This is a genomic window from Klebsiella sp. 28, from assembly GCF_018223905.1.
Lineage (GTDB): Bacteria > Pseudomonadota > Gammaproteobacteria > Enterobacterales > Enterobacteriaceae > Klebsiella > Klebsiella pneumoniae.
This window is the reverse complement of the sequence record NZ_JAGRQY010000228.1, coordinates 1-13,042: the sequence shown is the minus strand read 5'-3', so window position 1 is coordinate 13,042 and position 13,042 is coordinate 1. Positions and strand designations below refer to the sequence as shown.

Genomic DNA, 13,042 nt, shown 5'->3' with positions numbered 1-13,042 from the left:
TCCAAGGGCGATCCCCTCCGCGGAGATAAATATCCCCAGCCCCACCCCGGCATACAGCAACGGCGCCCCGTGATGATGCCCCATATGTTCCAGCAGCCACAGCGAACCTGCAATCAGCGTTATCGCGCTCAGCGCGCCGGCGACGGCGCGCAGCGTAATAATGGTCCACGGCGAGCTCACCCAGGCCAGCAGCGCCAGGCTGGCGATGGTCAACCCGGCGGAGATAATGCTCAGTCGGGTGGCGGCCCCAGGCTGCACCCGCGCCAGCAGCAACGCACCGACCAGATAGCCAGCGTAATTGGCCGACGCGGCGAGATTGCCCTCGTGCAGGGTTAACAGACCTTCATTAAGCATAAGCGGCAGCACGCCGGTGAAGGCAAAGCGCCCGTAGCCCATGCCGATCATCAGTACTATCGATCCAGCCAGTGCCAGCCATAAGGCCTGGCGCGATTGGTTATTCATCCACCACCCCACAATGATTCTCAATTTAAGAATAATAAGATTGAATGATTCTTTTTTTATTATGATTAAGAGGTAATGTTGGCGCAAGGCGGATGTTAGTCCGCTATGGTATTTACAGAGAGAAGGTGGCGCCTGGGCACGGCTTAACACACGCCGGGCCGATTTACCGGTACAGTATCAACTCAACTTATGCTCACGGGAGTCATTATGTCGTTCTGTCATATGCGCATTGCCAGGCCGGTCAGCGAACTGGACACCACCGCCAGCATGTATTGCGCCGGGCTGGGACTCGAGCAGCTCGGCAGCTTTACCGATCATGAAGGATTCAGCGGGATAATGCTCGGCGCGCCCGAAGCGGGCTGGCATCTGGAATTCACCCACTGCCGCCACCATCCCGTCACCCCCTCGCCAGGCGATGAAGATCTGCTGGTGCTGTACTATCCGCAGCAGGCGGCATGGGAGGCACAGTGCGCAGCCATGGACGCCGCCGGATTTCTGCGCGTTACGGCGTTTAACCCTTACTGGGAGGTCAATGGCGTCACTTTCGTCGACCGGGACGGTTACCGCACGGTATTGCAAAACCGCGCCTGGGGCATGGTGTGTGATTCGTCGGGTATGGCGGCGAGCTGACGCTGAGCGAGGCGGGCGTTAAGCGCTGTAAAAGCAGTTATTTACATTCGTACAAATATCGTTCCCGTCGGTTACCGATAAAACGCTGTCGCGCCTCGCCAGCGTCCTCACGGCGCGCTATGCTACACATCCCGTTGTATTAACCTCTTATCCCTATGAGCACTTCCGTCAGCACTACACAACTCAATTTGCGCATTATTTCGATCGTTGTTTTTACCTGTATCTGCTATCTCTCCATTGGTCTGCCGCTGGCCGTACTGCCGGGCTATATTCACTATCAGCTGGGCTACAGCACCTTTGTGGCCGGAATTGTGATCAGTCTGCAGTACATATCGACGCTGGTAAGCCGGCCGCACGCCGGGCGCTATACCGATATTTGGGGGCCGAAAAAAGTGGTCAGCCTTGGGATCGTCTGCTGCCTGCTCAGTGGCGCCTTCACGCTACTGGCGGTAGTCCTGCAGGCAACGCCGATGCTGGCCATTGCCGCTCTGCTGGCGGGCCGGGTGTTTCTCGGCGTCGGCGAGAGCTTTACCGCCACCGGCGCCACCCTGTGGGGGATCAAAACCGTCGGCGCGATCCACACGTCACGGGTTATCTCCTGGAACGGCGTGGCGACCTATGTGGCGATGGCGGTCGGGGCGCCGCTGGGAGTTACCCTCAATCACTATTTTGGCATCAGCGGCTTTGCTACGGTGGTAGTGCTGGTCGCGGCCATCGGTCTGCTGTTCGCTCGTACCCGCCAGGACGTCAAGGTGACCGCCGGCGCCAGAGCGCCCTTTCACGCGGTGGTGCGAAAAATCTGGCCTTACGGCCTGGGGCTGGCCTTTGGCACCGTCGGTTTCGGCGTTATCGCCACCTTTATCACCCTCTACTTCGCCGCGCACAGCTGGCAGGGCGCCGCGTTTACCCTTTCGCTGTTCAGCGTCGGCTTTATCTGCGTTCGCCTGGTGCTGGGAAATACCATTACCCGCTTTGGCGGAGTCCCGGTCTCCCTGGCCTGCTTCATCATCGAAAGTCTCGGCCTACTGCTTATCTGGCTGGCGCCATCAGCATGGATGGCCGGCGTCGGCGCCTTTCTCACCGGTTCGGGTTTCTCGCTGGTCTTTCCGGCTTTAGGAGTTGAGGCGGTAAAACAGGTGGAAGAGCAAAATCAGGGAACCGCCCTCGGCACCTACTCGGCGTTTCTTGATCTGGCGCTGGGCCTGACCGGGCCGCTGGCCGGCTGGGTCGCCGGGTTCTACGATCTCGCCACGCTGTATCTGCTGGCGGCGATCGTGGTGGCGCTCGCATTCCTGCTGATTTTCCGCGTACATCGGCAACAGCGGCTTGACGCCAGAAAGTAGTGTGGCCCGGCTCGCGGGCCGCCGCGGTCCGATGACGCCGGCAAAAAATGAATCGGCAATTGACGACGATTCGGCTTCCGTGCCAACATCCCGTCAGCGTCTGGCAACAGATGCATGGACGGTACTGGTAGACAACAGAGTTCGCGCAACGATCCAGCCCGGTACCGTAGTCCAATCCGAATCACTGACCCACACGGTGAATTCCTGATTCTGGCGGGAAACACAGACATGCACCAAAGTTTTAATCAGCGCGTTCATTTCTATTACTGCGTCCTGGTCGCGCTGAAGATGCACGGAAAATCGAAAAAAGCGGGTGGTATCAGGGGAAAGAATAACTTTCTGCTGAAATGGCTGCGCCGGGCGCAGGATAACAACATTTTTCCTCCCGATATCACCAGTGAAATCGAATGGCTGCGAGGAAAAATTATTCAGGCTGGTTATGACACCGATCTCGAGCCGATGCTGGATTTTGTCTACGCCACCGCCAGCCGCGCCGAGGCGCTCAAAAACGCCGAATAGGCTCCTGCGCCCGCCACGGGCGCAGAGACGTTCCCTGCCATGTCTCAATCCCAGGTTCGGCCAACAGCGCAGGCGCAATCCAGCCACGCTCTATTTTGTGACACTGTCACGCACAAAGGTGACCGCTGAGGTTCATTAACCGCTGACATACCGCCTGACGCGTTCTATGCTTTACCCCGTCTCCCTCCTCACACAGGAACTGCACCCGATGGCCGACTGGAATCCTTCGTTGTATCTGCAATTTGACGCTGAACGTACCCGCCCCGCGGCCGACCTGCTCTCGCGTATTGCCCATCTGCAGGTCGAGCACGCCGTCGACCTCGGCTGCGGGCCGGGAAACAGCACCCGCCTGCTACGCGCCGCCTGGCCGTTGGCGACGATCGTCGGTATCGATAACTCCCCGGCCATGCTGGTCCAGGCGGCGCAGGCCTTACCCGACTGCGAATTCATTGATGCCGATATTGCCCGCTGGCGGCCTGCGCAACCGCCAGATGTGATCTATGCCAACGCCTCTCTGCAGTGGCTGACGGATCATGAGACGCTTTTCCCCCATCTGGTAAACCAGCTGGCGGACAACGGAACGCTGGCAGTGCAGATGCCGGATAACTGGCAGGAACCTTCCCATACCCTGATGCGTCAGGTTGCCAGCGAGATGGGGTTGCCGGACCGTGGACGCCAGCCGTTACTCCCGCCCGCCGCCTGGTACGATCTGCTCAGCCGCCAGGGTTGCGAAGTTGATATCTGGCGCACCACCTATTTTCATCCCCTTGCTTCTCATCAGGCGATTGTCGACTGGCTGCAGGGCACCGGGTTACGCCCCTATCTGGCAGGCCTGGACGAGCAGGCCGGAAGCGCGTTTCTCACACGCTATCTCGCATTGCTAGCCGCACACTATCCGTTACAGTGTAACGGGAAGGTGCTCCTGCGTTTCCCACGGCTGTTTATCGTGGCGCGAAAGATCGCCGCCTGACCGTTGGGATAGGTGGGCAGAAAAGCGGAGTGATGAAAGGTGTAAAGGATCGGCTATACCATCCTGATTTTCAGGATTGATAATCCTGAACGTTGCGATATTCAATATCTTAGTCAGCGTGCGACAGTGATGACTCCTTTAACCTGCAAAGAGAATCACTATGAGTACTCCTCCTGTCGATCGCCGAACGCTGGCTGCTATCGCGCCAAAGCTAGCCGAGCTGACCGAAACGGTGCTGTTTGGCGATATCTGGGCGCGGAGCGAGCTGTCGCCCCGCGAACGCAGCCTGATCACCCTTTCCGCCCTGACGGCGCAGGGCAAAACTGAACAGCTGCCGTGGCACATCGCGCTCGGCTATCAGAATGGCCTGAGCCGGGAAGAAATTGTCGAATTGTTTACCCATCTGGCGTTCTATGCCGGTTGGCCGGCGGCGGCCAGCGCCCTGACCTGCCTGAATGCGCAGGAGGCGTCATGCCCCTGACCCGAATTTCGCTTGGCACCGCCTGGCGTCCCGCGGAGTTTGCTCAATTGTCGGCGCTCTTTCATGAGTGTCTGGTGGCGGAGTTCGAGGTTCCGTCAGCAGACAGATTTCAGTTTATCGAACGGGCCGCCGATGAGCAGCGCATTTACGACCCGCACTACCTCAGCGAAGGACGCAGCGCCCGCTTCGTGCTGTTTCATATTTTCGCCGGAAAACCGCGCAGCCGGGCGCAGAAACAGGGACTCTATCGTCGGCTCTGCGCGCGGTTAGACGATGAGATGGCGGTCAGCCCGCAGGACGTGATGGTGGTTATCCAGTTTAACCAACTGGAGGACTGGAGTTTTAGCGCAGGGAAGATGGCGGGTGAATGAGACAGGCGGCGCCGCAAGAGGCGCCGCGTTTCAGCACTATATCATTTGCTACCATGCACAACAGCGATCGTTCCATGAATCACGATACATGATGTTCCCTTCTGTGTATATCCAGGTGATCGTCTCATAACGGAAATCAATGTCTTCAAGGTGAGTACTTGTCATTCCGGCCGGATGTAAATTTGGTGTGATTGCCGTAATCTTAATATTCGCCATCGCTATGTTAAAATATTCAACTTCCAGTCCCGCCTCATTTATTCTGTACATTTTTAGCGTTGCCGATCTTAATGTTCGACATTCACAAAGAGCCCTAAATAGCAAAGGTGTTGTTTTGTCAAACTCTTTTTGAATTTTAACCGGTGTATGAAGACGGGTTCCCGTCAGCTTTCCTGTATTATTATCGGTAGGTAACCAAACATGATGATTCACTGTGCGCAATTCGATGGAACCCGTGCGTGTGGGCATCAGGCAAGAACCTATAATAGGCGAATCATTCTCATCAGTTAACCATAAATATGCTGGATTTGATATTACCCCTCCTCTTTCATATCAGTTTTTAACTTTAAACCAAACGACAACGTGAAACCCAATGATTAATAAAACAAAAAGTCCTATTAAGTTAATGGCAATGTCAGGAAAAAGAGAGACTGCAATCATGCTAAATATAATGATTAATAATACAATACCCCATCCCCATAAAAAAAGAATGAATTCTTCTTTTAACCATCTTTTCAAGAAATCCATCCATTCACCTCATTAATTTAATAAGTAATTCAGCAAGTTCATCATCAGAAATAATCATCGGATTTAAATAAGGAACGCCTGTGATGACAGATTAGATCATTCATTGTTCCGGCACATATTTCTTATGATCATCTGGCCTTTCAATATACTTATAAAACGATGGCCTTGATAGTAATATTGGCTCTACTCTTTTGTTTATATTCCCTCGCCCCCTGCCCGGTTTAAAATATCTCGGTTAGCTATTACTTCGTATTGTTTCATATTTTCGCTGGAAAACCGCGCAGCCGGGCGCAGAAACAGGGACTCTATCGTCGGCTCTGCGCGCGGTTAGACGACGAGATGGCGGTCAGCCCGCAGGACGTGATGGTGGTTATCCATTTTAACCAACTGGAGGACTGGAGTTTTAGCGCAGGGAAGATGGCGGATGAATGAGACAGGCGGCGCCGCAAGAGGCGCCGCGTTTCAGATGATATAATTTACTACCACGCGAGATGATGCACCAGCGAGAGATCCCAGGCCGTTGCCAATAGCGAAAGAAACATAATCACATTGACCACTGTTTCAAGACGTTTTTCCATCGTTGCTTCTCCTGAGCCTGTTTCCCCTGTTATAGCGGGAAAAGCTTAACAACCTCTTACCGCTTCAGGACTCAAGCGTGATCCTGTAGCGTACGTAATCGTCAGCCGGGGTAAACTCATCATACAGATGACGGGCAGGATTATCACGGCGCGTATGCCAGTACAGCCGCGACCAGCCTTTGTCCGCCCCTTCGCTTTGCAGCGACTTAATCATGGTTCTGGCAATACCCTGTCCACGGAAGGCGGGATCGACAAACAGATCCTCCAGATAGCAGATCGGCGTGGTAACCCAGGTTCCCTCATGAAGAACACAGATAGCGAAGCCGACCACCGCATCATCCACCACCGCGACTCTACCCAATACAGACGAGTTTACATCCAGCATCCGCTGCCAGGTGCATTCGGTCACCTCTTCCGGCTGCGGGCTACCGTAAAAACGAGTGTAGCCTTGCCAAAGCTGAAGCCATTCGGCTTTGTCGTGGGGCCGTACTTCCCGGATATCGATGACCATGAGAGTTTCCTTACAGATGAATGCATTAGCCTGCGAATATTGGCAGGAGATATGAGTTGAGGTCATTATTTTCCTGCGCAGATATTTGTTCAAGCGCTTCGGCCATAATTCTCCTGCTGTTCGGAACGATTTGGCACTAAAAAGCCGTATGCAGAGGAGCCACTGACCGGCTGTTACAGGTTAGTATAATAGTATGTTGTAACTAATAAAAATCCTGCACAACCCGGCCGCAGCCGGGTGTATAGATGGACTATCAGCAAAGAGGTTTGACGGCGTCGCGCATACCGCAGGTCAGGATAGCGTCAAGGTCGGCAGTCACTAGCTCCACCAGCCCCGGGATCTGGCTCAGATCCTGCTGCCAGTGATCCGCCACGCTGAGAACGGCGGTGACCAGCTCGCGAGTGCTCGTCTGGCCATCGCGATGGCGGGCCCACAGCGTTTGATAGCGCGATATCCAGTCGGCGTCATCCTGTACTGGATAGCTCTCACCATCCCGCTCTCCCCGGTAAAAGGCGATCAGCGCCGCCAGGGCAAAGGTCAGACGCGGCGGCAGCGCGCCATGCGCTTTCTGCCCCGCCAGCAGCTGCGGCAGAATACGGGTGCGGTACTTGGTCATGCCGTTGAGCGCAATCGAGAGCAGCTGATGTTTAATATAGGGATTACGGAAGCGCCCTGTCACGGCGCTGGCGAATGACACCAGCTCATCGCGCGGCAGATCCAGCACCGGAATAATCTCGTCATAAATCGCTTTTTCGACAAACGCGCAAATCTCCGCATCGTTCATCGCCTCACCCACGGTGTCGATCCCGGCCTGGAAGGCCACCGGCACCAGCGCGGTGTGCGCCCCGTTGAGGATCGCCACTTTGCGCTCTTTATACGGCTTAATATCGTCCACAATACGCACATTCAGCGGCAGTTTATCGAGACGCAGCTCGGCCGCCAGCGAGGCAGGCCCCTGGATCACAAACAGGTAGAAATGCTCGGCGGTATCAAGGAAAGCATCTTTATAGCCGGTCTGCGCCTCGAGAGCCGCCACTTCATCACGCGGATAGCCGGTCACAATGCGATCCACCAGCGTCGAACAGAAGGTATTCGCTGAGGTCAGCCAGGTGATAAATGCCTGCGGCAGTTCCCATTCGCTAGCATAGCGCAGCACCAGCGCCTGCAGCGCCTCGCCGTTATAATCGATCAGCTCGCAGGGAATAATCACCCATCCCTTGTCGGCCGCACCGGCGAAATGCTGGTAACGCTCAAACAACAGACGGGTCAGTTTCGCCGGATAACTGACCGGCGGCGCGTCGTCAAACCGATCCCCGGCATGGTAGCTGATGCCCGCCTCGGTGGTGTTGGAGAAGACAAACCGCATCTCCGGGTTATGCGCCAGGCGTAAAAAAGCGTCGAAGTCTGCGTAAGCGCTGATCTCCCGGTTGACCGAGCGGATAAGACGCGCATCGCTGACCGCTTCGCCCTGCTCGTTCAGGCCGCGAATAATAGTCGTGTACAGGCCATCCTGGGTGTTCAGCGAAGGCGGAAAATCTGTGGCGATAGGCCGCACGACCACGATGCCCGCATTCAGGTCGGTATGCTCGTTGAGCAGGTCGATCTGCCAGTCAACGAATGCGCGCAGGAAGTTACCTTCCCCAAACTGGATGATACGGTCAGGGTACTGCGCGCCGGGGAAATCACGACGGTTTAAAGTTTTCACAATGGGTTCCCTCTAATAGTAGTCATACAACCTGAGTAATTGGTCCAATAAGTTATCAGGTTTTGCTACCAGTGAAACCCTGTTTTGATCAAAGCAATCTGCAATAGCGGCCGTCAGGGCAGAAACTTATAGAATAGTGAGGTGGCAGTCATTTCGCCGTCGGGCATCAGCGCATAGCGCGGAATTTCCCCCACTTTTTCCCAGCCGCAGCGGGCATAGAACTGTTCCGCCCCGCTGCCGGTCGCCGTGTCCAGCACCAGCACCGTCTTCCTTTCCCGCCGGGCAATGCGCTCCAGTTCGCTCATTAACGCCTGGGCGATCCCCTGGCGGCGGACATTTTGGTGAACCAATAATTTGGCGACATCCGCTCGATGGGGCTGGTTTTCCGGTTGACTGGTGATAAGTTGCACGGTGCCAACGGGACGTTCTTCCGCGTCGAAGGCGGCCAGCACAATGCGCTCCCCGGCCGCCACGCTGTCGGCAGTGCGTTGCCAGAACGTTATCGCCGTTTGCGGCGCGAAAGGCAGCATAAAGCTCACCGAGGCGCCGCCGTTGACGCAGCTTGCCAGGATCTCGCTTAATGCCGGGAGGTGATGGAGAATATCGTCACGCGAGAGCGTGCGCAGTGAAAAGGATGTGGTCATAAAAGCTCCCTGTTATCGACCACATCACTATGTTTTTAACCAAAAATTAGCACAAGTAGGATCCCGATAGGATTTTCTTATGGCGCGCTTTCGGTCAGCGTCGGCATACAAATTTGGTTACGACCGCTCTGTTTGGCTTTCACCATCTCATCGTCCGCCGCCAACAGCAGCTGGTTAAACAGCTCGGTGATGCGGGCGTGGCCTACCTCGCGCGTCTCCAGTCCCAGACTGATGGTCAGGTGGATCGGGTTCTGGCCCAGGCCGAAAGGCTGCGACTCCACCCCGTGACGGATCTTTTCCGCCAGCAAATAGCCCTGCTGGGCGCTGTCGACGACGGCGGCCACCGCAAACTCTTCGCCGCCGATACGGGCCACCATCCCCTGCTCACCCACCAGCTGTCGAACCTGCTGGGCAAACTGGGTCAGCACGCAATCGCCGCCTTCATGGCCCAGAGCATCATTCACCCGTTTGAAGCCATCGATATCCAGCACCATCACCGTCAGCAGCTTATCCGCCGGCAGCGTCTGACGTTTCAACGCTTCGCTCAGTCCGGAACGGGAATAGACGCGGGTCTGAAAGTCAAAATCGGCGCGCAGGGCCAGCTGCTTCACCAGCGTGTTAATCGCTTCGACACTGGATGCGACAATCACCGGGCTAATCAGCATGGCGGCAATTCCGAGGCGGGTGGAGAACAGCTGCCACGGCTGCATTCGCGCATCTGGCGAAAAGTGAATTAACGAATTAGCGACCAGCAGTATTTCGCCGATGCCAGTGAGAAAAGTCAGCAGACAGGTCAGCGGCAGCGGATAGCGTACAGCGCACCAGATCAAAGCCGGTAACGGGAAGGTAATGCTGCCCGCGCCGCCTACCGCCACGCCAAGCGCAATTGACAGGACCAGCGCCAGCACCGGCAGCAGCTGGCGAAAGCGAAAACCGCTTAATGCCGAAGGCAGCGTCAGGGTCAGAATAAAGGGCAGGATTAATACCGCCGTTGAGAACTGTTCGCTAAACCAGTCCGCCAGCTGGGGAACGAAGGTGGCGCGTTCAACATCCACCGACCCCAGCGCGCCGACCGCTGCGCACAGTAAGGCGGCTAACAGGCAGAAACAGAATAAATTAAGCGCGTTTATCGGGCCCGGCATGGAGTCGGCGCGACGTTTATCCCACAGCACCAGCTGCGCCAGCGTCACAATAAAGACAATATTGGAAAAGTTAATCAGCAATGAGGCAAAGCCCATTCCCCAGCGCGAGGTTAATCCGTCATAGACCAGCATTGCCGCAAAACAGACGGCATAAAAATAGCTGCGGTTAAGCCATACATAGCGTGCAAAAATCCCGGCCATCACTGCATTGAGCGGCCAGAAGAAAGAGAGCTCCTGCACCAGACGCAGCATAGCGCCAAGAAAATGCAGCAGTAGCGTTAACGTAAATAAGACCAATGCATCGCGCACGGGTTGTTCTTCACGAAACAGCGTAAATGACCGAATCGACAGTGAAGACATTCAGTAATTATCCGTCTAATTGTTTCAGGAAATTATTATGTTAATAGTTAGTTAGCGGATTATCATAACATGAGAATATTTATCAGGCATACTCCGGCGCCGATCAAATGCAAATTAGCGCACAGACGGCGCATTCATTTGTAGCACCAGCCAGCGGTGGATGACCTGCACGATATAGTCCTGCTCCGGCTCGCTCAGCGCGCGGCCGTGGGGAATGGCATGCCATTTTTCCAGGCAGCCGCGACAGCAGGTAGCGGTCGCGTGCTGGGCGATAAACACCGGGTGACCGCGCATCGGCGTCTGCTTGCCATCATTGATCGGCGCAGCGGGCGCCAGCCGCTGGCGAATAAAGTCTGCGGCATGCCGATCGATAACCTCCGGTCCCTTATCGAGACAATATTGCTGCTCTTTCCCCCCCAGACGGAAGCGTGAGCGAAACGTCGAGCGCGCCAGGCGCGCAAACAAGCGATCCTGATCGACCATCAGAACACCGACCTCCCCATCCGCTGAGTCAGTTTTTCCAGCATCGCCACGCCGGCCAGCGAGTTCCCGGCGTCGTCAAGCTCCGGGCTCCACACGGCGATCGCCATCTCCTGCGGGACAATCGCCACGATCCCGCCGCCGACGCCTGATTTCGCCGGCAGGCCAACGCGCCAGGCGAATTCACCGGCGTTCTGGTACATGCCGCTGGTCATCATCAGGGCATTCACCTGGCGGGACTGGATGGGCGCAATAACCGGCGCGTCGAGATGCGGGGCAATGCCGCGGTCGGCGAGAAACAGAAAGGTTCGCGCCAGCTCAACGCAGCTCATCTCCAGCGAACAGTAGTGGAAATAGTTCTGCAGCACGGTGGCGACGTCGTTATGGAAGTTACCAAAGGATTTCATCAGCCAGGCGATGGCGGCGTTGCGCGCCGAATGCTCAAACTCTGAGCGAGCCACCACCGGATCGTAGGCGATATCGGCCACGCCGCTCAGACGGCGGACAATCTCCAGCATCCGCTGACGCGGGGCGCTGAGCCGGCTCTGCAGCATGTCGCAGACCACCAGTGCCCCGGCGTTGATAAACGGGTTGCGCGGTTTGCCCTGCTCGATCTCCAGCTGCAGAAGCGAGTTAAAGGGCTGGCCGGAAGGATCTTTCCCCACCCGCTGCCAGATCTCCTCCTCCTGATAGTGGTTCATGGCCACCACCAGGCTCAATACCTTGGAGATTGACTGGATGGAAAAACGTTCATGGGCATCGCCAGCGGCAAAGTGCTGACCGTCCACCGTACTGATCGCGATACCAAGCTTGTCGCCGCTGACGCTGGCCAGCGCCGGAATATAATCCGCCACTTTTCCGCGGCCAATCAGCGGCCTGATTTCTGCCAGAATGGCTTCCAGCATTGCATTATTGATAACCGTCGCCACACGCGGCTCCTTGCCCACCATCAAAATTCGGTGGGCGAGTATAGCAGACGTGGACGACGGTCGTCAGGGGCTAACGTTGATTAGCGACGGTCTTTCCAGACGGTCTGCGCATTACAGAACTCGTGCAGGCCAAAATGCGACAGCTCGCGGCCAAAACCGCTCTTCTTCACGCCGCCGAAGGCCACGCGGGCGTCGCTGGCGCAGTAGCCATTGAGGAAGACGCCGCCGCACTCCAGCTCGCGGGCAAAGCGCTGGGCCTGCGCCTCGTCGGTGGTATAGACCGTGGCGGACAGGCCAAACTCGCTGTCGTTGGCGAGGGCCAGTGCATGGTCAGCGTCGCGAGCGGTGGTCAGGGTTGCTACCGGACCAAACAGCTCATGACGAAAGCCGGTCATCCCGGCGGTGACGTTGCCCAGCACCGTTGGCGCATAGTAGTAGCCCGCCCCTTCGATTTTTTCCGCGCCCAGCAGCAGAGTCGCTCCTTCATCAAGGGTCGCCGTTACCTGCTGGTGCAGTTCATCGCGTAAATCGAACCGCGCCATCGGTCCGACGTAGTTTTGCTCATCGCGCGGGTCGCCCATCTTCAGCGCTGCCACGGCGTCGACAAATTTGCGGGTGAAGGCCTCGGCAATGCCGGCCTCGAGAATAAAGCGTTTCGACGCCGCACACACCTGGCCGCTGTTCTGATAGCGGCCGGTGACGGCGGCTTTTACCGCTTCATCGAGATCGGCATCGTTGAGCACGATAAAGGGATCGGATCCCCCCAGCTCAAGCACGCATTTCTTCAGCGCCGCGCCCGCCTGGGCGCCAATCGCCTTCCCGGCGCGGACGCTGCCGGTGACGGTCACCGCCGCGATGCGGTCGTCATTGATAATCTGCGAAACGCCGTCATTAGTGGCGTTCACCCAACCAAATACACCATCCGGCAGGCCGGCGGCGGCAAAAATTTCGCCCAGCAGACGGGCGCTGCCCATCACGTTCGGGGCATGCTTCAGCAGATAGCTGTTGCCGGCCAGCAGGATCGGCACCGCGCCGCGCATCACCTGCCAGACCGGGAAGCACCGCCAGTATGGCGCCCAGTGGACGATACTCAATCACCGCCTGGTTATTTTCCACCAGGGTAGCTTCCGTCGCCAGCATCGCCGGGCCGTGTTCAGCGTACCAGTCGCAGAG

Annotated in this window: 15 protein-coding genes and 3 pseudogenes; 7 read left to right on the top strand and 11 right to left on the bottom strand. The window is 56.7% G+C overall.

Features of this window, described 5'->3' with window-relative positions:
• The coding region (locus tag KHQ28_RS26835) for a YbfB/YjiJ family MFS transporter (protein WP_114107552.1) at window positions 1-462 on the bottom strand (462 nt) is incomplete at its 3' end.
• Between the two features lie 207 nt (window positions 463-669).
• Here KHQ28_RS26835 and KHQ28_RS26830 point away from each other — a divergent pair.
• The 6 genes from KHQ28_RS26830 (at window position 670) to KHQ28_RS26805 (ending at window position 4,776) form a co-directional block, all read left to right on the top strand.
• Window positions 670-1,092, top strand: coding sequence for a VOC family protein (locus KHQ28_RS26830; RefSeq protein WP_004213413.1), 423 nt, complete (start codon window positions 670-672; stop codon window positions 1,090-1,092).
• Window positions 1,093-1,247: 155 nt separating this feature from the next.
• A complete protein-coding gene (locus tag KHQ28_RS26825; protein ID WP_032418987.1) occupies window positions 1,248-2,435 on the top strand; it encodes an MFS transporter in 1,188 nt (395 codons plus the stop codon).
• Between the two features lie 228 nt (window positions 2,436-2,663).
• On the top strand, window positions 2,664-2,954 hold the full coding sequence (locus KHQ28_RS26820; protein WP_002904624.1) for a hypothetical protein: 291 nt from the start codon (window positions 2,664-2,666) through the stop codon (window positions 2,952-2,954).
• A gap of 208 nt (window positions 2,955-3,162) precedes the next feature.
• Window positions 3,163-3,924, top strand: coding sequence for a trans-aconitate 2-methyltransferase (gene tam / locus KHQ28_RS26815; protein ID WP_004176221.1), 762 nt, complete (start codon window positions 3,163-3,165; stop codon window positions 3,922-3,924).
• A gap of 160 nt (window positions 3,925-4,084) precedes the next feature.
• Window positions 4,085-4,405, top strand: a complete 321-nt coding sequence (locus KHQ28_RS26810) for a carboxymuconolactone decarboxylase family protein (RefSeq protein ID WP_004143517.1) — start codon at window positions 4,085-4,087, stop codon at window positions 4,403-4,405.
• Window positions 4,396-4,776, top strand: coding sequence for a tautomerase family protein (locus KHQ28_RS26805; RefSeq protein WP_021462574.1), 381 nt, complete (start codon window positions 4,396-4,398; stop codon window positions 4,774-4,776). Before KHQ28_RS26810 ends, KHQ28_RS26805 begins: the two co-directional genes overlap by 10 nt.
• Window positions 4,777-4,824: 48 nt before the next feature.
• On the opposite strand, the gene KHQ28_RS26800 is transcribed toward KHQ28_RS26805, so the two are convergent.
• From KHQ28_RS26800 to KHQ28_RS29380, 3 genes and pseudogenes are all read right to left on the bottom strand, one after another.
• Window positions 4,825-5,307, bottom strand: coding sequence for a type VI secretion system tube protein TssD (locus KHQ28_RS26800; RefSeq protein ID WP_032418988.1), 483 nt, complete (start codon window positions 5,305-5,307; stop codon window positions 4,825-4,827).
• Window positions 5,308-5,325: 18 nt separating this feature from the next.
• The gene (locus tag KHQ28_RS26795; RefSeq protein WP_002904612.1) at window positions 5,326-5,520 is read right to left on the bottom strand and encodes a hypothetical protein; all 195 of its coding nucleotides are present in this window, start codon (window positions 5,518-5,520) and stop codon (window positions 5,326-5,328) included.
• Between the two features lie 4 nt (window positions 5,521-5,524).
• Window positions 5,525-5,620: pseudogene (locus KHQ28_RS29380) on the bottom strand (hypothetical protein); the annotation flags it as partial.
• A 146-nt stretch (window positions 5,621-5,766) separates the two neighbouring features.
• Between KHQ28_RS29380 and KHQ28_RS26790 the strand changes: the two are divergent.
• Window positions 5,767-5,952: pseudogene (locus tag KHQ28_RS26790) on the top strand (tautomerase family protein); the annotation flags it as partial.
• A 210-nt stretch (window positions 5,953-6,162) separates the two neighbouring features.
• Here KHQ28_RS26790 and KHQ28_RS26785 read toward each other — a convergent pair.
• The 7 genes and pseudogenes from KHQ28_RS26785 to KHQ28_RS26755 all read right to left on the bottom strand — a co-directional run.
• Window positions 6,163-6,609, bottom strand: coding sequence for an N-acetyltransferase (locus KHQ28_RS26785; RefSeq protein WP_002904604.1), 447 nt, complete (start codon window positions 6,607-6,609; stop codon window positions 6,163-6,165).
• 253 nt (window positions 6,610-6,862) lie between these two features.
• Complete coding sequence (locus KHQ28_RS26780; RefSeq protein WP_032418990.1) at window positions 6,863-8,314, bottom strand: tagaturonate reductase; 1,452 nt, start codon at window positions 8,312-8,314, stop codon at window positions 6,863-6,865.
• Between the two features lie 113 nt (window positions 8,315-8,427).
• Window positions 8,428-8,958, bottom strand: a complete 531-nt coding sequence (locus KHQ28_RS26775) for a GNAT family N-acetyltransferase (protein ID WP_002904601.1) — start codon at window positions 8,956-8,958, stop codon at window positions 8,428-8,430.
• 77 nt (window positions 8,959-9,035) lie between these two features.
• Window positions 9,036-10,460 carry a GGDEF domain-containing protein gene (locus KHQ28_RS26770; RefSeq protein ID WP_004148352.1) on the bottom strand — a complete coding sequence of 475 codons (1,425 nt, stop codon included), beginning with the start codon at window positions 10,458-10,460 and terminating at the stop codon, window positions 9,036-9,038.
• Between the two features lie 114 nt (window positions 10,461-10,574).
• Window positions 10,575-10,943 carry a DUF4186 domain-containing protein gene (locus KHQ28_RS26765; RefSeq protein WP_032418991.1) on the bottom strand — a complete coding sequence of 123 codons (369 nt, stop codon included), beginning with the start codon at window positions 10,941-10,943 and terminating at the stop codon, window positions 10,575-10,577.
• Window positions 10,943-11,869, bottom strand: a complete 927-nt coding sequence (gene glsB / locus KHQ28_RS26760; RefSeq protein ID WP_004179782.1) for a glutaminase B — start codon at window positions 11,867-11,869, stop codon at window positions 10,943-10,945. Before glsB ends, KHQ28_RS26765 begins: the two co-directional genes overlap by 1 nt.
• Before the next feature lie 80 nt (window positions 11,870-11,949).
• Window positions 11,950-13,042: pseudogene (locus tag KHQ28_RS26755) on the bottom strand (aldehyde dehydrogenase family protein); the annotation flags it as partial.